General features: G+C 45.6%; 18 protein-coding genes and 1 pseudogene. 4 read left to right on the plus strand and 15 right to left on the minus strand.

All coding sequences use genetic code 11. The features are described 5' to 3' along the window. Positions 1 to 22 precede the first annotated feature (22 nt). The 4 genes from D1831_RS06795 to D1831_RS06810 all read right to left on the minus strand — a co-directional run bounded on the left by D1831_RS06795 (position 23) and on the right by D1831_RS06810 (position 3,221). On the minus strand, positions 23 to 556 hold the full coding sequence (locus D1831_RS06795; protein WP_125072182.1) for a MarR family winged helix-turn-helix transcriptional regulator: 534 nt from the start codon (positions 554 to 556) through the stop codon (positions 23 to 25). Between the two features lie 146 nt (positions 557 to 702). Next, entirely contained in the window at positions 703 to 1,641 is a 939-nt protein-coding gene (locus D1831_RS06800) for a LacI family DNA-binding transcriptional regulator (protein WP_125072183.1), read from the minus strand. Next, the gene (locus tag D1831_RS06805; RefSeq protein ID WP_125072184.1) at positions 1,638 to 2,453 is read right to left on the minus strand and encodes a Cof-type HAD-IIB family hydrolase; all 816 of its coding nucleotides are present in this window, start codon (positions 2,451 to 2,453) and stop codon (positions 1,638 to 1,640) included. The genes D1831_RS06800 and D1831_RS06805 overlap by 4 nt, the downstream gene beginning before the upstream one ends. A gap of 414 nt (positions 2,454 to 2,867) precedes the next feature. Next, positions 2,868 to 3,221, minus strand: a complete 354-nt coding sequence (locus D1831_RS06810; RefSeq protein ID WP_125072185.1) for a VOC family protein — start codon at positions 3,219 to 3,221, stop codon at positions 2,868 to 2,870. Positions 3,222 to 3,560: 339 nt separating this feature from the next. Between D1831_RS06810 and nagE the strand changes: the two genes are divergently transcribed. The 4 genes from nagE (at position 3,561) to D1831_RS06830 (ending at position 8,782) form a co-directional block, all read left to right on the plus strand. Next, a complete protein-coding gene (gene nagE, locus D1831_RS06815; protein WP_125072186.1) occupies positions 3,561 to 5,546 on the plus strand; it encodes an N-acetylglucosamine-specific PTS transporter subunit IIBC in 1,986 nt (661 codons plus the stop codon). A 547-nt stretch (positions 5,547 to 6,093) separates the two neighbouring features. After that, a complete protein-coding gene (locus D1831_RS06820; RefSeq protein WP_125072187.1) occupies positions 6,094 to 6,933 on the plus strand; it encodes an EAL domain-containing protein in 840 nt (279 codons plus the stop codon). Next, positions 6,914 to 7,441 (plus strand): hypothetical protein, encoded by a 528-nt coding sequence (locus D1831_RS06825; protein ID WP_125072188.1) that lies wholly within the window; start codon positions 6,914 to 6,916, stop codon positions 7,439 to 7,441. Before D1831_RS06820 ends, D1831_RS06825 begins: the two co-directional genes overlap by 20 nt. A 9-nt stretch (positions 7,442 to 7,450) precedes the next feature. Beyond that, complete coding sequence (locus D1831_RS06830) at positions 7,451 to 8,782, plus strand: glycosyltransferase (RefSeq protein WP_125072189.1); 1,332 nt, start codon at positions 7,451 to 7,453, stop codon at positions 8,780 to 8,782. Positions 8,783 to 9,042: 260 nt separating this feature from the next. On the opposite strand, the gene D1831_RS06835 is transcribed toward D1831_RS06830, so the two are convergent. From D1831_RS06835 to D1831_RS06885, 11 genes and pseudogenes are all read right to left on the minus strand, one after another. Next, the gene (locus tag D1831_RS06835) at positions 9,043 to 9,810 is read right to left on the minus strand and encodes an ABC transporter ATP-binding protein (protein WP_125072190.1); all 768 of its coding nucleotides are present in this window, start codon (positions 9,808 to 9,810) and stop codon (positions 9,043 to 9,045) included. Beyond that, a complete protein-coding gene (locus tag D1831_RS06840; RefSeq protein WP_125072191.1) occupies positions 9,707 to 10,708 on the minus strand; it encodes an ABC transporter permease in 1,002 nt (333 codons plus the stop codon). Before D1831_RS06840 ends, D1831_RS06835 begins: the two co-directional genes overlap by 104 nt. Before the next feature lie 16 nt (positions 10,709 to 10,724). Next, positions 10,725 to 11,693 (minus strand): ABC transporter substrate-binding protein, encoded by a 969-nt coding sequence (locus D1831_RS06845; protein ID WP_125072192.1) that lies wholly within the window; start codon positions 11,691 to 11,693, stop codon positions 10,725 to 10,727. 413 nt (positions 11,694 to 12,106) lie between these two features. Next, entirely contained in the window at positions 12,107 to 13,741 is a 1,635-nt protein-coding gene (locus tag D1831_RS06850; protein WP_125072193.1) for a hypothetical protein, read from the minus strand. After that, positions 13,725 to 14,792: a DUF916 and DUF3324 domain-containing protein gene (locus D1831_RS06855; protein WP_125072194.1), complete on the minus strand. Its 1,068-nt coding sequence runs from the start codon at positions 14,790 to 14,792 to the stop codon at positions 13,725 to 13,727. The genes D1831_RS06850 and D1831_RS06855 overlap by 17 nt, the downstream gene beginning before the upstream one ends. A 72-nt stretch (positions 14,793 to 14,864) precedes the next feature. Beyond that, a complete protein-coding gene (locus D1831_RS06860) occupies positions 14,865 to 15,626 on the minus strand; it encodes a WxL domain-containing protein (protein WP_158610643.1) in 762 nt (253 codons plus the stop codon). 472 nt (positions 15,627 to 16,098) lie between these two features. Next, positions 16,099 to 16,439 (minus strand): annotated as a pseudogene (gene tnpA / locus D1831_RS06865) (IS200/IS605 family transposase). 429 nt (positions 16,440 to 16,868) lie between these two features. Further along, positions 16,869 to 18,380: a WxL domain-containing protein gene (locus D1831_RS06870; RefSeq protein WP_125072196.1), complete on the minus strand. Its 1,512-nt coding sequence runs from the start codon at positions 18,378 to 18,380 to the stop codon at positions 16,869 to 16,871. Beyond that, positions 18,370 to 18,768: a hypothetical protein gene (locus D1831_RS06875; RefSeq protein WP_125072197.1), complete on the minus strand. Its 399-nt coding sequence runs from the start codon at positions 18,766 to 18,768 to the stop codon at positions 18,370 to 18,372. The genes D1831_RS06870 and D1831_RS06875 overlap by 11 nt, the downstream gene beginning before the upstream one ends. 25 nt (positions 18,769 to 18,793) lie before the next feature. Then, positions 18,794 to 19,846, minus strand: coding sequence for a DUF916 and DUF3324 domain-containing protein (locus tag D1831_RS06880; protein WP_125072198.1), 1,053 nt, complete (start codon positions 19,844 to 19,846; stop codon positions 18,794 to 18,796). 92 nt (positions 19,847 to 19,938) lie between these two features. Next, entirely contained in the window at positions 19,939 to 20,718 is a 780-nt protein-coding gene (locus D1831_RS06885) for a WxL domain-containing protein (RefSeq protein ID WP_125072199.1), read from the minus strand. Positions 20,719 to 21,111: the final 393 nt, after the last annotated feature.

Consider the following 21,111-nt stretch of genomic DNA (forward strand, 5'->3'; position numbering starts at 1 on the left):
ATGCCTCGAAATTTCTTAATAATTAGAACCAACCACGGCCGTGACCCCACCCTGGACGTTGCGGCCAACCGTGTTCGTGACCAAAGTGCATTAAATCCTGAACGTCCAAATCGGCAGCGTTGGCACTTAGTTTATCCAGCAACCGTTGAAGTTCCGCCTGTTCATCGTCTGTTAGGCAACCAAACAGCTGGTCCGCTAAGTCGCTCATTCCCTGATCACGGTGACTAGCCAGCTTTTGGCCCTGCTCACTGAGTCGTACAATGACGACCCGCTTGTCGTGACGACTGGGTTCACGAACGATCAAGTCCGCGTCTTCCAAGCGACTCAACGTCGCACTGACCGAACTTGGCCGAATGTCTAAAATTTCCGCAATTTCCGCGTTGGTCAGACCAGCTGGTGACTCGGCCAGTAATTGCAGTAACCGCATCTGGCCGCGGCCTCCCCGTTCCGCACCGGGTCTTCCAAACTGCTGCTGATGAGCAATTGCCATAAAAAACGCCCGGTTCTGGAACAAGCGCCCAAAACTATTAAACAAATCCCGATTATTCGTTGTCATAAAAAGGACCTCCCGTATTTGAATGTTCATTATGTTAGCACGATAGTTAGTTTTATACAACAAAAACTAACTATATTTCTAACTAATAGCCAAAAACAAACGTGTTAAGCCCGCCATGACGGGCTTAACACGCCGTTAAAATTTATTTAGTTTAATAAGAATTCGGACGGAATCGCCACGTTCGTCGCCGTTTCACCAATGGCAAGTTGGAATGCCCGCACCCCAACCAGGTCAAAGTGATGATCAATGGTCGGCAACTTCAGGGCTTCGCCAGACGGCTGGTGTTCCTGCCCAATCAAGTACGGTAACGGGCGTTGGGCGGCCAAATAAGCGCGCCGAAAGCCCAGGGCAATGTCGTCCCCGTTGGTCATGACGGCGGTTACTTCGGGAAAGCGGGCAACAAAGTAGCCCCCCGCCGTTTGACCGTCCGTTAACGTGTTAACTCCCGTGTAGCAGTACTTAGCGGGTAACGGGGCTTGAAACACGTCCTCGTACGCCGCCACCGTTGCCTGGGTCGTCGCACTGGCGGCAAGGTCCCGACTGTTCAGTACCCCAATGTGGGTGTGTCCCAACTTTTTTAGGTGTGCAAAGGCCGTCCGGTACGTCGCCACCCGCTCCGCGTAAGTCGCCGGTAATCCCGAATCATGGGGATTCTCACAGATCACGATGCGTCCGTAACGTTGGTACTTGGCCAACGTGGCTAGTGGTAACCCGTGGGACGTAAAAATCAGCGCGTCGTACGCGTGCTGCCGGAGCGTTTCTAAATACTTTTGTTCGAGTTGCGCGTCCCACTTTGACGGTAATAACACCACGTGATAGTTAGCAGCAAAGGCCGCCCGCATAATCCCCTGCACCAACTGGGTGAAATACGGGTGGTCAGCGTGCGGTAACACCACGCCCACGTTAAAAGTCTTACCGCGGCTTAGATCCCGGGCCACCGCGTTAGGCGCGTAATCTAGTTTTTTTACGACCTGTTCAATGGCTTGCCGGGTCTCGGCTGAAACGTAGTTGTGGTGATTCAGGACCCGCGACACCGTTGAAACCGAGTACCCCGACAACCGGGCAATGTCGTGAATATTCGTCATCGCGACTCACCGCCTAAAAAGTGCTGCACCGCGTACGCCACGCCGTCTTCCGCGTTCGTTTTAGTCACGAAGCGGCCCGCGGCTTGAATGTCCGGCGTCGCGTTACCCATGACGATTGGTGTGCCGACCGCCTTTAACATTGGCAAATCGTTTTCACCGTCACCAAAAGCCGCCGTGTCCGCGGCTTTTAAGTGGCAAGTATCCATGATATAGGCAATGCCCCGTGATTTTTGCGCCGCTTGACTCGTAATTTCTAAGTACGTTTTTCCGGACAACTTAACACTGATGTCGGGATCGGCCCGCCGTTTTAACGTACTAGCCAACCGCTGCATCAGCGCGTTATCCAAGGTCATGATCATAATTTTAAAAATCTGGTGGTCACCCGTTGCGAGTAAGTCGGCGTAGTTGGTCACGGTCGGCGTTTGCCCCGTCAATTGGGATTCGGCCCGCACCCCCCGGTCCATTTTTTGGACGTACCAGTGGTCACGCGTGTAACAACTTAAACTGACCGCCGGAAACTCGGTTTGAATCAGTTTTAAAAGCGTGGCAGCCCGTTGCCGCGTCAGTGGGGCCGTTTGCAGGGGGATAATTTGACCCTCCCGATAATCAAAAATCAAGCCACCGTTAAATGCAATCTGGGGGCCCGTTAAATCTAAGGCCCGCACCGCGCCTAGCATTTCAATCGGGGCCCGTGCGGAAACTAAGGTAATTGGCAAGCCGGCTTGCCGTAACGCGTCCACGTTAGCCTGGCTAACCGTACCGGCCGGGTTTAAGAGGGTGCCGTCTAAATCTGAAAAGAGGTATTTAATCATGTTGTTTACTCCCGCTCTGTTTGATACTTCCATTCTACCCTTGCCAACCGGTGGTAGGTCAAATGAAGCACTACCCAAAAAGCCCGCGAAAAACTTCACGGGCCAAAAGGGTTAGGCGGGAGTACCCTAAAAATCAGACGGCACGGTGTAACCGGTTGTTGCTGATTCGGGTTGCTTTTTGTCGCGATATTCACAAGGCTACGTCCGGAAAATCCACCAGCCACAATTGGTTTATTCCCCATAAAAAAGCTTTCATAGTCAACAAGCAAACGTTACGACCGGCAATCCGTTTTAAGCGGGTACCACGCTCTGGATTTATTATAACCGATATTGTGTTATTTTTCACATTATATATGGAAGAAAAACCAAATAAATTAACGAACCGCACCGCTAATTTTAATTGCACACCGCGCTTTAGACCTGCGCAATCACAAAGTAGTTGCCCTCGGGGTCGGGAAAGTTAAACGTCAGCTGACCGTGCTGATCAACGACCTTCCCCGCGCCCGGGATCCGGCGGTGCAACTCGTCAAAATGGTCACTAAAAAACATCAATGATGGCAGGTTGGTCGCCACTTCCGGGGAGTACTGCTTAATAAATGCTTTTGAAAAAAAGGCCAATTCCACGCCCCTCATGACTTGTAAAACAACGTTTGACGAGCCGTCCGGCATGGCGTTGACCGCCACGATCCGCGCATCCAAATAATCTTGCCAAAACGTGACTACCGCCTCCACGTCGTTAACGTACACCATGCACCGTACCTTATCCATCGCATCTCCGCTCCTCGGCTAATTTAACCCTATTTTACACGCCGACGGACGGGATTGTCGCGCGAAACAACGCGCCAATTGTCAGGTAGAACCAATATTTTTTTAAATTATTTTTGCAGCCGTGATCCGCTTAGACCGCCAACTCACCCCATCAATTACGGACCTAGCTAGACGGGATTTCCTCCCGGTCCGATTCGACATAGACCGAACCATTTTTACCCGTCAATTTATTTTTACAAATGGGCTATACCAATTTCAGGCGATTGAAAAAGCGCTTTCACCACGGTACACTAAGTCCTGCAATTATTTCTGCATAAAAATTCTAGGGGGATTTTTTACATGAAAAATTATCTACAGCGCATGGGTCGTTCCTTACAACTACCCGTTGCCGTTTTACCCGCAGCCGCCTTACTGGTTGGTATCGGGAACTGGTGGGCTTCTTACAGCAGCGACATTGTCGCACACTTCCTGCAGGCTGGCGGGAACGCTGTTTTAGGCCAATTACCACTGTTGTTTGCCGTTGGTTTGGCACTCGGGATGTCGAAGGACAAGGACGGGGCCGCTGCGTTAGCTGGTTTGGTTGCGTTTGAATTACCAACCAACGTTTTGAAGCCGGAATCCGTTGCAACTTTACTGAACATTAAGTTAGCAACCGTTAACCCGGCCTTTGCCCAAATTGGAAACGTCTTCATCGGGATCTTATCTGGTTTGATTGCGGCTGCACTTTACAACCGCTTCCACGAAACTAAGTTACCGATGGCGTTATCCTTCTTTAGTGGGAAACGCTTAGTACCAATTTTGGCCGCTTTGACCATGTTACTGATCAGTGTGCTCTTACTAATCGTTTGGCCACCCGTATACAGTGCCCTGGTTGCCTTTGGGAAATTCATCGTTGGCTTAGGTGCCGTGGGTGCCGGCCTTTACGGGTTCTTCAACCGGTTACTGATTCCAACCGGGTTACACCAAGCCCTGAACTCCGTATTCTGGTTTGACGTTGCCGGCATCAACGATATCGGTAACTTCTTAGCAAGTAAGGGGACTAAGGGAATCACCGGGATGTATCAAGCCGGGTTCTTCCCAGTAATGATGTTTGGTTTACCAGCCGGGGCCTACGCAATTTACCGTAACGCCCTGCCAGAACGCAAAGTGGAAACCGCCTCACTCATGATGGCCGGCGCCTTCGCTTCATTCTTTACCGGGGTTACGGAACCCCTGGAATTCTCATTCATGTTCGTTGCATGGCCACTGTACGTTTTACACGCCATCTTCACCGGGATTTCCTTAGCGTTCGCCGCCTTCATGCACTGGACCGCTGGGTTTGCCTTTAGCGCCGGGTTAGTTGACTTTATCATGAGTTTAAAGAACCCGATTGCCAACCAACCGTTGATGTTAGTCGTTCAAGGACTCGTTATGGCCGTGATCTACTACTTTGGTTTCAACTTTGCCATCAAGAAGTTCCATTTGATGACACCGGGTCGCGAACCCGTAACGGCCGAAGACGAAGCCGACGACTTAGCCTTAGCTTCTAATTCAGACGATGACAAGTACACCATTCAGGCAAAAAAGATTTACGCAGCCTTAGGTGGTTCTGATAACTTGGAAGTTATCGACAACTGTACCACCCGCTTACGGTTACAATTAAAAGATACTGGTACAATTAACGACGCCGCCATCAAACGCAGTGGCGCCGCCGGAATCAATAAGATCGATGATCACAACTTACAAATCATTATCGGGACCGAAGTTCAATTCGTGGCCGACGCTTTAAGTCAATTGAAGTCTACGAACGCCCCAATCACCTCCGTTGGTGAAGCTGGTGCCGAACCAGCGGCCACCGTTTCAACAAGTGGTTTAGAAAGCGGCGTGGCTGCCGACTTCTACAGCGTGGCTAACGGGACCTACGTCGACATCGAAAACGTTGACGACCCCACCTTTGCCCAAAAGATGCTGGGTGACGGGTTTGCCATCGACCCAACCGACGGCACGATCACTGCCCCGGTTGACGGAACCGTGACGACCGTCTTCCCTACTAAGCACGCCATTGGTTTCAAGACCGCGGCCGGCTTAGAAGTCTTACTGCACATGGGAATTGACACGGTTGAACTCAAGGGGGCCCCGTTCGACGTTCAAGTAACCGCCGACCAAACCGTTAAACACGGCGACGTGGTTGCGAAGGTCGACCTCGACGCCATTAAGGCCGCTGGCAAGTCCACCACGATGATGGTTATCATCACCAACATGGATGCCGTTGGTTTAATGAAGTTCAAGGTCATGAACAACGAAGTCAGTGACGACACGAAGATCATGAGTGCCACGACTAAATAATTACGAACATAAATAGCGAAACGGCGGTACCGAATGGGCGGTGCCGCCGTTTTATATTGGGCACTCCCCCTAAAAACCACCAGTACGACCGATTCACTGGCAACAATAAAGGCTGGAAAATTTAAGCCGCATAATTAATGCTTATCGATTCAAACGTTGGCGACTCTATGTATTTAGGTGTCGTTAAGCCCACCGATCCATCTGTGAACATTGGGAAGCCCTTCCTGAAGGATACATCTTGGTTCTACTATTTTGAAGGTGGTTCCACCGTTTACACCTATAATAATGGTTCTTGGAATTCAACAACTTTCTCTTCAAACTAAATTTCATTTAAAAGTATCGACGACTGTTCGGTACTTTTTTCTCGTTCATTTTTAAGAGCATCTCATTTATAAGTCTACTTTACGAATTAGATAAGGTTAGTCTTTTTCACGAAATATGATTGTCACCATAAAGTGTTAAGCCTATAATCAAACTATGTCAAAATATATTAACACAGTTCATTAGCTCGCCATCACCCCATTATTAGCAACAAGGATTGATTACCATGACTTTAACGGAATTAGAAAATTTACTAATCGGATTAACGATTCTGATTGCCATTACGTTCGTTTTAACCATCATTATTTACTTTTGGTATTCACGGAAGAGTTCCAACAATTACTTAGAAAATCACGAAATCAAGTTACACTATTTTATCCAAAAACAGGTGGACTACCGGGGCAACACCAGCGGTTACGAATGTCTCTTACGGCAACAAAACGCCGACGGCAGCTGGTCGTTACCCCCTAAGTTGGATTCGCTCCCGTTACAGCGGGTCATTTTTTTACTCGAAGACACCTTCCACTCGTTACCGGAAGAACCAATCACACTGTCGATCAACCTAGAGTACGAACAGATCATCAGTCCCGAGTTTCACTACTTTGTGCGCTGGGCGATTTCTAAAATCGAACCGATGCACTTAGCCATTGAATACACACCCCAGTATCAGCCTAAGCGGATCAACAAACGGCTGTTCCGCCGCCGCATCGAAGAAGCACGGCAGTACGGCATGACGTTTGGTATCGATAACGTGGGCGCCAGCCTGGATAATCTAAAAAGCATTGAATGGCTCTTAAAAGACATCGACGTCCTTAAATGTTCCATGCGCAGTTTTCGGAAGGAAGATCCCTCCGTTTGGCTGGATCTAAACTTACAATTTTGGAACCGCCTCTCACGCAAGCACCACATCGACCTCGTGCTCATGGGCATTGAAAACGAACAGGACGAGCAGTTGGCAGAACAGTTGCAGATTGCGATTCGCCAAGGCTACTTGTTCGGCCACCCCGTTAACCCGGACCAAACCCAACCGAAAGGAAAACCGACCAATGAAAAAGCCAACGCCTAAAACGGAAACGGCGCAACAACGCCAACAACTTTATACCGACGCCTACTTTGAACGCGGCCACTGGTTACTTAAAATTTGGCAAACGCTGGTGGGCCTGCTGGGATGGGTGGCCGTCATCGTGCCGATTCTCATCACGGTGCTCTCCTATTGGTCCAGCTACGACGCCCGGATTCCCCGGTTTTGGTCGTATCAGGAAGGAATTTTTGAAATTAAATTTATCGGTATCCTACTGTTATTTGCCTTTGCGCTAGCTTCACTGTTTGCCGTCACGATGACCATTATTCAAAATCGCAAACGCAACCGGGTCGTTGAACAGTGGCCGACCTTTAACCCCATCGATCAAAAGCGGCGGCAAAAACTCCTCGCGCACTTTATGGACGCGCGCTTTGGCACCCCCGCGTTCCGCGAGAACACCCGCTATTACCGCGTTAAGCCGGAACAGAACTTAGACACGGATGAGATCCAGCACCTTTACGATGACCATGACCTGAACGAATTAGACCAATGAGGACGACCCATGCATAACATTTTTATTGACCACCTGCTGGAAGCAACGGCGGGGCAAACCGTTTTAAACATTATTTTGTTAGTTTTATGTCTTTACCCGATCACCGGCTCCTTCTTCTGGTTTGCGGGCTCACTCTCCTACCGCTTCCTTAAAACAAATAAACGGGACGATAATTGGGAACCCATCGCACCTAAGGACCAACCCCTGATTACCATCATGATTCCCGCCCATAACGAGGAAGTCATGATTGAGGAAACCATTACCTACTTGTTTGAAGAATTAAATTATCAAAACTTTGAAGTCCTAGTCATGAACGACGGCTCCACGGACCACACCGCGGCCATCATTGAGCGTTTACAAACCAAGTACCCGCGGTTACGCACCGTTGAGATTGAAAAGAACAAGGGCAAGGCGCACGCGTTTAACATCGGCATGTACTTCGCCAAGGGGGACTACATTCTCAGTAACGACGCCGATACCATTCCGGAAAAGGACGCGCTGATGAAGTACATGAACTTTTTCATTCACGACCGCGATATGAATACGTCGGCGGTGACCGCCAACATGGACGTCCAAAACCGGACCAAGTTGTTGGGCAAATCACAAACGGTGGAATTTTCTAGCATCGTCGGGGTCATCAAACGCAGCCAAACGTCCGTTAACGACTCGATGTACGCTTACAGTGGCGCCAACACCCTGTATAAAAAACAGTTTTTGATCGACGTGGGCGGCTTTCGACAGAACCGGGCCACCGAGGACATTAGCATCGCCTGGGATCACCAAATGGTTGGCGCGGTGCCACGGTTTGCCCCCAACATCGTTTTCCACATGAACGTTCCCACCACCATCCGCGACCTCTACCGGCAGCGCAAACGCTGGGCGCAGGGCGGGACCGAAGTGTGGTTGACCAACATCAAGAAGTTCCTGTTTCACCCCATCAAACGACGTTACCAACTCTCAATGTTCGTTGATTCCACGTTATCGATCGTCTGGTCCTTTTTCTTTGTGATCACGTCGATCATCTTTATCGCATTCATGCTGGCCTTTCTCTTAGCCGGTAACTATGAGCGGGTCTACCACGGCTTAGTCATTTCGTTTATCTTCGTGACGTTCGAATTACTGGCCGGGTTCATGCAGCTATTAGCGGCACTATTGCTGGACCACCACGGTGCTAAACTAAAGTACTGGTTCTTCGCTCCGCTGTACATGTTGTTCTACTGGATGATCAACCCCATCACCGTTGTGACAACGTTTATCCCGGCACTCAAAACCATCCTGGGCTTTGGTTCCGGAACGTGGGTCAGTCCTAAGCGCCAAAGCTTACAAAAAAATAAAAAATAGCGCGTGGGACAAAAGTCGTTTAGTTTGTGAGCATTAACGTGAAACTGGTGATTATTCCTGGGTTTGGAATGGTCATCGGTTTCGGGTTAAGCGGAATAAACTGACTTTTGTCCCACGTTTCGACACTATTGCCACGGAAACGCCATCCGCTCACGCCAATAAAGCGCAAAATCACTCACAATCAACTGAGTAATTTTGCGCTTTATTGCGTGATAAGGGTACCGAAATGGGACTAAAAGTCAGGCTAGTCCACCCTTGGGTTATTCACCAAATAGTCCCATTAAATCGGCCGCTTCTAACCGGTCCTTGGCCGCGCCACGGACGTCCAACTTGATCTGGCCGTCTTGGACCATCACTAACCGGTTGCCGTACGTTAACGCGTCACTGATTTTGTGAGTGATCATCATGGTCGTTAAGTGTTGGCGCGTCACGATCCGCTGGGTCAGTGCCATCACTTGCCGACTCGTCTGGGGGTCCAACGCGGCGGTGTGTTCGTCCAGCAGCAGTAACTGCGGGTGACTCAGCGTCGCCATCAAGAGTGATAATGCCTGGCGCTGACCACCGGATAAATACTTCACCTGGGTGTTTAAGCGGTGTTCTAAGCCCATATTTAAACTGGCCAACAGTTCTTGATAACGCGCCGTTTGCCCAGCGCGCCGGTATCGGCGCAAACTCAGACTCCCCGTATGTTTTTCTGCTAAGGTCAGGTTCTGCGCCACACTGAGCTCACCAGCCGTCCCCATCTTGGGGTCCTGGAAAACCCGGGCGATCCAGCGGGAACGGTACGCTACCGACCGGTTGGTGACCCGGTGCCCGGCAACCGTTAATTCACCCGCGTCCGGCGATAAGGTCCCGGCAATCGTGTTAAGTAACGTGGATTTACCAGCCCCGTTATTGCCAATCACAGAAACAAAGTCCCCGGGTTCAATCGTTAAGTTCACGTTTTTGAGCACGTGACGTTCGTTGCTGGTCCCCGGAAAGAAGACCTTCTGTAGTTGTTGTACGTTTAGAACGGCGGTAGTTTCCATTTTGATCGACTCCAATCTGTTTGAGGTACCGGCTTAGTTGACGCTTGGTCCGGTATTTATTTTGTAATAGCGGTAGGCAAATCACGACAACCAAGATCGCGGCGGACAGGATCTTTAAGTCGTTGACCGGAAAACCTAAGCCCATTGCCAGGGTCAGCAGGTACCGGTAGATCACGGCTCCGACGACCATCCCGCTTAACCGGACCCACATCGTCCGTCCGTGCAGGAAGATCTCACCCACTAGCACGGAGGCCAGGCCAATCACGATGGTCCCAATTCCCATCCCAATGTCGGCGTAGCCGTTACTCTGGGCAATCAGGGCACCGGATAACGCAATCAGGCCGTTGGATAACATGTAGCCAATGATCACCATCCGGTCGGTATAAATGCCGTTAGCGGCACTCATCGCGGCGTTGTTCCCGGTCGCCATTAGGGACAGCCCCAACCGCGTTTGGAACAACCAGACTAACGCTAACACCACGGCCGCCGTGATTCCCGCCCCGATAACGATGGTTTGAACGTCCAACGACCAACCGGCGGGTAAATAATTAGTTAAGACTTTTTGGTCTAATAACGGAATATTGGCTTTGCCCATAACGTGCATGTTCACGGAGTACAAGCCGGTCATGGTTAAAATTCCGGCAAGTAGCGACGGCATTTTTAACTTGGTATCGAGTATCCCGGTCACCCAGCCCGCGGCGCAGCCCCCTAAAAATCCGAGTAAGCTCGCTACGATCGCGGACTGGCCGTTGAGCATCGCGCTGATCGTCAAGGCGGCGCCCAGGGGAAAACTACCTTCCGTCGTCAAATCGGGAATGTTCAAAATTCTAAAGGTCAAAAACACCCCGATAACGAGTGGGGCCCAGAGCAGTCCCTGTCCAATACTGGTAATTAACATACGTTGTAACTCCCCTCTACGATTGTTTGATTTGGTTGGCTTTCAGGCCAATCGCGCTGGCATTCGTTTTGTTAACATACAAGTGCAGCTTATCCGCCGTTTGCACCTTCATGGTTTGGGGCCGCTGCTTTTTGATTAATACGTTGTACGCCATCTTCCCGGTCTGTTCCCCGAGTTCGTAATAGTTTAAACCGTAAGTGGCGGTCCCACCGTCTTCGGCCATTTCGATTGAACCAGTCACAACGGGTAATTTAGCCGCCTTAGCTTTTTGCCCAATTGTCTTCATCGCACTGGCCATCAAGTTATCCGTTGGCAGGTACAGGCCGGAAACTTTTCCTTCTAAACCGGCCAACACGCTGGCGATATCGTTGGTGCTGGTGGCGCTCACCACTTTTAACTTTAAGTTATGTTGTTGGGCGTACTTTTTAGCAATTTTAACTTGTAATACGGAATTTTCTTCGGACGAATTATACATGATTCCGAGTGGTTTATTGGTTTTGGTCATGCTTTTAAGCAGCTTAAGTTGTTTGGCTACTGGCACCAGGTCACTCGTTCCGCTCACGTTGGTCGCGGGCTTGGTATCACTTTTAACTAAGCCGGCCGCTTTCAAATCGGTGACCGCCGTAACGAGGGTTGGGACGGTCTTAGTTTTCTTAGCGAGGGCCTGGGCGGCCGGGGTGGCGATGCCGACTAATAAATCATTTTTTTGCTGAACAAGTTGTTGGCTCATGGTGTTCAGATTGGCCTGATCACCCTGCGCGTTTAAGTAGTGGTACTTCACCGTGGTTTTATTACCGTGGGCTTTCAGTTCCTTGGCTAACCCCGCCTTGAACCCTTTACGGGCCTGGTCCAGCGAGCCGTGTTGCACTACCTGTAAAATACCGACCGAGACGGTTTTGGAATCGTTGGCGCTTCCCGAATTTCCGCAAGCGGTTAATAATAATCCGAGTCCTAAAACTAAGCTTCCTAAAATGGCTTTTTTCATAAGTAATTACCCCTCAAAGTTGTTTAATGGTTTGCATCCACTCCCCGACCAACGTCTTGATCAGAATTCGTGGAAAATAAAAAATACCAGTTAGATTCAGGATAGAATCTAACTGGTATTTTATCGGGCCCGATAGTTTTCCAGATAGATTGTACCCGTATCTACCTGGCATTTAAGTCATGTGAAATAACTTTAGCTCCCGATAGATACAAACGCGTTGTGCGTGCGTTTGTATCCACCGTGCGAATACAAACGCTATCTAAAGAAAAAGCTAAAGGCAAATTGGTTATTTAAATGAAGTTGTGTAACTGATGACATAGGTTGTCGTCCTTTCATTTTGCAATTTGTAGTTATAGTTAAACATTAAAAAGTTCTCATGTCAACTGTTGTTCTCACATTGCTTTCTTACTTTGTCACGGAGCATCCGTAATGACCCACTGGATTGCCATTTTATGTTTGCCAACTTGAACATCGGGATGTAGCTCCATAAAAATTCCCGTATCTCGCTGAGCATCACGGTGCCGGTACCAATCTTCACCAAACGTGGTGGTAGTTTTCGTACCCGTCGCGGCCGGTGGCAGATCTAACTTAGTCGTTGCTTTTTCGGTTAAGTACGTAACGTTACCATCGGACTTACGGTAGAAGAGTCGAATACCACGTTCCACACTCGCACCGACATTGACGGACCAGTTCTGATCACTAGCAGCATGTCGGACAACCATGCGTGGCCAGGCTTGCGGCACAATTTTTTGGACGTTGCGCGGAACCGGATTAGTGCCAAAGTCAAACACCGTGGCACCCTGTGGCTGTTCCCAACTTGGCGGACTCATAAACGTAATGGTCGTACTAGGCGTCATATAGCCATCATTATGAATCGCATATAGTGTGAGATTAACAGGTCTTTGATAACGTGAAAAATAATCTAAACGTTGCGCCAAATCATTTGGGCTCATATCAGTGACCCACATAAATTCTTCTTGCTTCACCGGCTGATCCACACTCTCAATTGTTATATGTGCCCATTCCTCTATTTTTCCAAGTGCAATATAAAAATTTTGAAGTTCTCCCTCAGATGCGTTTTCGTTGTGTTTCACCTGCAAGGCCTCAACCATGGCCTTAATTTCATTATTACTGGGATCTAACACGGGATGTGCCACGTGTAACTTAAACGGATCTTCAACAGATACATCAGTGTACCCAACCACCCCGTTCGAATCTCTTTCTTTAACCGTTACCGTGTCTTGACCAACCAAAGCACCCGGTTCAAAAGTTAATTTAAACTTTTTACTTCCCAATTTAGTATCAGGTGTCGAACTGACTGAACTTGTTACCGTACTATTTTTCTGACTTCGTTCACCAGTAATTTGATGTGCATCAGCGTACAGCCTATCGACCGTCGGATGCCAGACGTGTTGGACTGCGCCGGGATCAAATTCCGCGAGCGCCTGCACATGAATTGGTTTCTTATTCCAATTGTTATAAACTGCTAAAGCAATATATAGCGGCTTTTTTAATTGTTCCTGAGTTAGTTTAACATCATTAATAAAGCTCACACGTCCTGAAAACGAGGCCGTATATCGGTAAGAAAGCGTCATAAATGGCCGGCTTTGTTTAAGTTGGAATCGGTCTCTTGTTGTAGCTAATATGTCTCCCTGATTATTAGTAAGTACTACCGTTCCCCATTCAGGTGTAATAAAAACAGGAATCTTATTTTGCCATCCCCGAGTCATAATTAATTGGTTTTTTAAAATCACTTTAATTGTTGTCGTATTTACAGATAAATTTGGTGCTCCCAAGTTTGCACCATCAGCTGTGATATCAACAACATAGGGAATGCTCTTTGTACTGGTCAGAGAAATATTGCCAGTAGCCCGCAATTGCTTATTAACACGGTTTTCTCCCTTAAAAATCGACACGTCACCATTAGTTTCTGCGTGAGCAGTGGCCATTGACACTATCAATAAGCATATGAAGCTGAATAAACCGATTAGTCTTTTCCACCAATTAACATTCCAAACGTACCTCTGAGACTCACTCATTTTTTTCACCTACTTGCATCGTCCGGCGTTCTTTTCGACGGTGCCACCATAACCACACGCCCCAAATAATTACTACTAGTAGTAACGTTGCTAGCGAACTCAGCAACATGAACAACCACGTCTTATCGGGCTTAATATCGACCGACTTTTGGTTAAATTTGTGCGCATCGTCATCCGTGATCGTAAAGTCGCGCTCAAAATGCCAGTGATGATCATGGTTCGTCGCATCCAATTTTAGGTGGTAACGCCCTGCTCGCAAGGGTTGGCTTCTCAATAAGAGCGAGTCTTGATAACCTGAATTTGGCGCCATATACACCCTTTTCTGGCTTGCACTTTTTACTATGGTACCCGTATCACGATTACTAATAACCGTTTTTAACTTTAAAGCCGGAATCAACACTGCTGTTACATTCCGTAAATTGACGATAATCCCCTGGTGGTAGTGAAACAATCCGGCGTGAACCGTTCCCAACTTCATTTGGGGAGCGGGGTTCTCTCCTAGTTGGCACATAATTGCAATGTTGTAGGAGTACTCGTTTTTGATATTGGTTGCCCCCTTGACCTCACCGGTGACCTTATCGTTAATTCGTTTGAAGTACCATCCGCCCAGCAACGTCCCGTGGAAATCACTACCGGGCATGGTAAGGGTAGCACTCACCACTCGCTCTCCATGCGCGGGGACCGTTACTTTGTGTTCTCCATCAATGTGGGTCAGCTGATCCAACCGGTACTTCAGTGATGGATCATATTTTTTAGCTGGTGTGATATATTCCAATTCACCACTAGGGTTGGTATAAGCCGTATGCACGGCATGTTCAACCGTTATTTCATGATCCGTCGTGTTATAAATCGTTGTTTGGAGTGTTTCTCTTTGTCCAGGTGCCATCTTCAAATCAAAAAAAGACACGTGGTGATTAATTTGATTACTAGCTTGCTTGGCAGCCACGCTAAAACCGATTTCACTTTGAACTGACGGTCCCGCAGCTTGCACCGTATCCGCCCACCAAAGACTAGTTCCGACCAACGCTACTATAGTCAACCAGAGTTTACGCATTACCATTCCTTCAACTCCTAAGTTTGTATGTACAAAAAGGTGGGCTAACCACCGTTAGTCGCACCAATCACTTATCCGCTACTTCCCATCAGTATTTGAAGGGCCAGTACTCAATGTCCAGTTAAGCGTTGTTTTATAGTCACCGGTTTTAACATTACTTACAGGCACCGATAACTTAATTTCGCTTGGATTCATTTGAAAAGTTGTCATCCCCGCACCAGTATCCGATATGGATGTCTTTAAAATGTTGGCGCCCCTGTCACCCAATTGGATGGTTCGCTCAGGTTGAATGATTCCACCCTTGGTCTCATCGTTACGTTTGATGGTCCCATCGGGAAGTTCAATTTTTGCACCTTCCATGACCCTTTTATTAGGATTATTATCATCCAACGTTAACGGATCACCGGTTACGGTTAGGTTCCAACCATCGCCGGTTCCTCGTTCATCCCCCACTTCAACAACAAATTGACTATGCCACAATATTGAACTTTTAGGATCTAAATTGATGGCTACTTCACTCACCATACTATTGTCCGAACTATTGCTCTTACTAGTTGGACTCGTTGTTAAATCATCAAATTTGATTGTATGGGTAACATATACTAATGACAAATTTTTTCCTGGTTTTACCCCATTATCTGGAGCATCGTTTACAGTTTTATTGGGATGGTCCGGATCAACAGGAGACATCATATCAGAATCTGGTGTCACACTAACCGTCACATCAGTTTTCCCAACCTCACCGTCAGTTGTCGTAACGGTTTCTGCGCGGACAACTTTTGGCAAATTGACTAACAATAAAGCGCTCATTAATATTGACCCACATATTTGTCTTTTCATCATTAACCTCCATTAATAGTTAGATTATAACTATAATTTACCACGTTAATCTTCATATTCAAGCGACTAGACTTTTCCAGTGTTGTACAACAATGACAAAAGCCATTAACAGTAAGGCTTTTATGCATATATCTGTTTTAATAAAAAAATGATTAAACTCATTTCATATAATTAACTACTAAAGTGAAAATACAGTCGTAATTACTCAGTTTGTATGTACTTTAAATTCGGCCATTGTCTCTCAATTAGTAACAAAATTGAGTGAACTTCCAATGGAAATCATAACTACCCGTAAAACAGGTAGTTTACTCTAGGGCTATAAGCCCTATGTACCAGTATGCGTCTCAAGGCACCGGCTTTTTTTACCAAAAACAAACTACTCTTGTCACTTTTTTGACCGCTTTAAGCATTGTTGTTATTACTTGCCTTGACCCTTAAAAGAGTCTTCATATTCTCGAACACTTAATCCATCTTAAGCTTGAGCATTATTCTCTTGATTACGAATATATTTTTTAATCGCGGCTTCGTTAAGCCCTACAGTACTGACATAATAACCAACCGCCAAAAATAACGATTGCCAAATTTATATCCAAAATTTGCATACTAATCAAACATCATCAAGGCCGTTTTACCTTTTAAATAACCTATAAAACTGGCTACACTTAATTTCGGTGGAATACCTACCAACAAATGCACATGATCTGGCATCATATGTCCTTCTAGAATTTTTACACCTTTGTGAATATTTTCTTGTAGATCATGCCGGTATTGATTATAAGTTCTTGTCCTCCTATACTGTGGAACGGATACGATATGGTACTTGCATAGTCATTTAATATGTGCGGAGCTGTTTAGTTTATTTGCCATTTCTGACGTTCCCTTTCGATTTTGAATGCTGGGATCTGACACCTGCATTCTAAATCTGATGGGAGCGTTTGGATTTAACCATTTTGCCAACCGCCCACATAGCGGATGTTTTTTTATTTTGCACGCCTTAGCGCACTCAACCGGACCTAAAGGCAAAATAAAAGTATCCTACAGGAGCTTGCTCCTATTAAGATACTTTTTTCGTACTTTCCTGGTTCAAAATCAAGGTTAAAAAAATTCAAATTGCAAATTAGTTCTCATCAACACTGGTGAAAAAGGAGCCAAAAATATTAATACTAAGCGAGGTGAGCTAATTTAAACTCTCGACTTTTAATTAGCTCACCTCAAGCACAAAACCCATTCCAACCTCTGTGATTAGGGCTCCGGTACATCACTTAATGTCCAGTTAATCGTCCCAGAATATTGAGTATCTGATGTAGCATAAACCCCAGGTTGTGTGTCTAAAAAAATTCCTGCCTTACTTTTATCTGTTGGATCAGTAGTCCACCCATCAGTTACAGTAGTACCAGAATTTGAATCACGTTCACCCTGATCAATCAACGTACTTTTGGTTAAATTACTAGATTGCCCACTTGCTGAGCGATAGACCAGATTACCAGGTAACGTATGTGATCCACTCACTAAATTAGTAGCAGTAGCATATAAATACCATTTCGACCCAGTCGACCTAGTATCACTAATCGCAACATTCCAAGCTGTCGTTGGCCCGTAAATAGCCTCGGCTGTTGGAACTGGATGCGTCCCGAAACTAATGCTATCTGAAACTGCAGAAAACTTTACTGTCCCGGGCTTAACCAACGTAATTGTCTTAGTTTCTGATTTACTACTTCCATCAGTAGCATAAAAATCGATTGTCATACTACCGTTATCAGCAACCTTTTTTAAGGCCGCGGCTAACCCTGTACTGTCTGTTTTTATGGTTATCCCATCACTATTTCCAAAAACATTTTTACCAGAGAGAACCGCTTGATCCTTCACCCAAGAAATAAAATCTGTGTCAGACATACTCTCTAACTTTGATTCGTCACTACTTGATAAATCAATACTAGTTTTTTCGGCCTCAATTGTAATTGGATTTGTTACTGCACTCGTTACTGTACCAGAATCTCCCATGTCATCACTCTCAATAAGGGTAATACTAGTCTTTCCACTCAGTGCTCCTTTACTTAGTTCCATCTTAAATTTACCATCGGCACCGACTGTCACAGGATCACCACTGTAGCCATCATAAGTAATATCACTACCGGCTGTTCCAGTTCCCTCTATCACTTCCGTAGCCTGAGTTATCGGATCAGTCGTAATTTTGGGAGTTAACGTATTCTTCTTAAACTGTGCAAACGCATACTTATTGAGTCCCGCACCATCTTCATTAGTCTTAAAGACTACAGCTGCATACAACGGCATCTGGTCCTTTAAGTTTGCAAGATTAACAGTAAAACTTTGAGTTTTATTATTTGTCCCAAATATTCCTCCACCAACCGTAATACTTGAACCATTAACGGTAGTCCAACCTAACGTATTTGTAGCAACTGTATTACCATTCCTATCTAAAACATCAAAATGGTAACTGTTGATTGTTTCGCCACCCTTTGTAGTCATATTTCCGTTAAAGGTCAATGTTATATTTTGAGTGTCTTTACTAATTCGGCCATTTATCAATCCATCAGCTTGAGCATTAACGAAAGTCGGATAATTCGATAACGCTGTATTTCCAGAATCATCTGCAGTATAGACTCGACCACCATATGATGAAACGTTACTAGTTACAGTCGAAAGCGCCAACGCCTGTACTCTGCTGTAATTTAGGGTAATTCCAACTGACATTAATATGAATAATATAAATATTACTACACGCTTAATTCGCATTGTATTCACCCCGATCTTCTAACCGTAAATTTCGCCAGATTAGATAACTAAGAATCAGGATAAGCAATACCATTCCCCCACAAATTCGAATATACCACGCATATGCCTCAGCCGTCTGCGGTAATCTTCCTGACCGTAGCGTTTTCAATAATGTCCCTGATAGCGAGTCTGGGCTTACCGTCACTTTAGGCGTTGCAGATTGTTTTGCCGTCGAACCATTAGGAATATTGTGATTTGATTTTAAAGTTGCCGCATCGACTACGACTGTTTTACTCGGTGTAAAACCAACCCCAGTTTGCGTTTCAGATTGAGCTAACGCAGTCACAGGTAACATCCAGGCTAAGACTAGCATCAAAGCCCCGACTAGTCCTAATTTAATTTTTTTCAATTTAATCACCCCTAGATTAAATTACTTAGTCTTTCCGTTGCCGCCGTTTTTTAATAAAGAAAATCAGCCAAAGAATCAACAAGACAATAACCAACATTCCTAAGGCACCAAGACCAATCAACCACCAAATGCTGATTCCATTATTATCAACCGATTCCTTATTATACTTTTGAGCTGAAGTCGCTGTGATTGTAAAGTCTTTGTCAAAAGTCCATTGATGTTCCGTATTCTTTACCACCATGTGCAAATGATATTTACCAGCTTGTAATTTAGTATCTCCTAACAACATTGGGTAGTTGTAACTGGTATTTGGTGCCATCTGAATTCCTTTACGAGTAGCTTTTTTAACTACTTTATCGCTATCCTTGCTTGTAATTGTCGATTTGGTCGTTAAATTTGGAATCATAACAGCCGTTGGATTCCGCAATTCTGCAATAATTCCTCGGTGATAGTTACTCATTCCTGCCTTGACACTTCCAAGCTTCATATTTGGTTGCGGTATTTTACCAGACGTGTATTTTAAGCCAATAACATAGGAATACTGACTCTTCATGTTCATAGCACCTTTAACTGAACCGGTAACCTTATCATCAACTCGTTTAAAATACCATCCGCCCAAAATAACACCATTAACCTGCTCACTGGGCATTGAAATCTTGGCACTGATTGTCTTAGAACCATTGGCTGGAACGGTAACCGTTTTAGCACCAGTAAGCTTAGTAATATCACTTATTTTATATTTTAACGAGGGATCATAATTAGTTGTTGGCGAAACATACTCAATAGTACCATTTGTATTGGTATAAGCAGTATTAATACGAGTTTGAACTTTAATATCTTTGTTGCTACTGTTATAAATTACAGTTTGTAGCGTTTCCGTTTGCCCCTTTTTCATCTTCAAATCAAAAAATGAATTTTTTTTATTAATCTGATTCTTAGGAATTTTAGCCGCAACACTAAATCCAACGTTACTTTGAGTTGTTTGTGAACTTTTAGCGGCTTTGACAGGTAAACTAGCACTCATTCCTAATCCAAATAGTAGCCCCGTCACTACCCACTTCTTTAGCCATTTCTGCATATGAGTAACGACTCCCTTCAAATGATATGTAAAGAAGATGCCCATCACCAAGGCAATGGCCATCTTCAATTTAATTATACTACTATGGCTAACTATTCAGCAGGAGTATCGCTAAGGCTCCAGTTTAACGTACCAGAGTATGTTTTAGCAGAAGCAGTGTTAGCAGCAACATTTAAGGTAATTGCAGCTGGATCTAATGCGTCAACGGTCACCCCGGCACCAGTATCTTTAGCGGCGTTCAAAACAACATTTGAAGTTGTTCCAGTTGCACTACCACTACCAGCATCGATCGTTACATCGTTAGAAGTAACGGCACTAGTTTTGTCCGTGCCAGATCCACTAACGTCACCCTTTGGTAAAGTAATGGTTGCTCCCTTCAAATTTGCAATATCCCCCGTACTAGTAACACTTAAAGCCCAGCCAGCATTCGTCCCGCGACCATCAGAAACTTCAAGGATAACCTTTGATCCGGAGTTTTTGCCATCACTGCCTAACTTGAACGTACCGTTAGTAGTCGCGCTATCCTTACCGACCGTACCTTTAGCATCGCTCGCACCATCAATTGCACCATTTGCGTTGTACTTATGATCACTAATTAAATCAATTTCGTGAGTCCCGAAATCAATTGTGGTTGGCGCATAAGCTAAGGCCAATCCTGCACCAGGTTTCCCACCGTTTTCATCTGGTTCCGGATCCAAAGGTTGATTAGGATCAGTTGGATCAACTGGTTTAGTTGTGTCCGTGTTAGCTGTAAAAGTTACACCCGTACTAGTTGAACCAGCATCCGTATCCGCCGCATTCGCAACAACTGGTGCAACTGCCCCTAACAATAAAGCACTCGTCATTAATATACTACTTACCATTTTTTTCATAATAGAAGTACATCCCCTTTATTCACTTTGTCGACACTCAATCGTTTTGACTATGACTATAATTTAACACATTAATCTTTAATAGCAAGCGTTTATTACTTAGGTATACTAATGACAAGTTAAACAAAGTGCATAGCATCAACAATTACAGGCTTAAAAAATATTTTTAAATTTATTTAACAAATATTCATATTTTCGTCATAAATAGCTTTTTATGTAAAATCAGCCTTAGTTAAAATCCAACCACTAATCCTAGAATCGTTGATAAAGAGGGGGTTCAGAATATATACCAATCTGACAGACACAGTTTATCCGAACTGAATAAGTGTATATTTTTAATGATATTTGTATGTAAAATCTTCATATTATGTTTCGTTATAAAAATATAAATAT

Origin of the sequence: Lactiplantibacillus garii, from assembly GCF_003885105.1 — a bacterium.
GTDB lineage: Bacteria > Bacillota > Bacilli > Lactobacillales > Lactobacillaceae > Lactiplantibacillus > Lactiplantibacillus garii.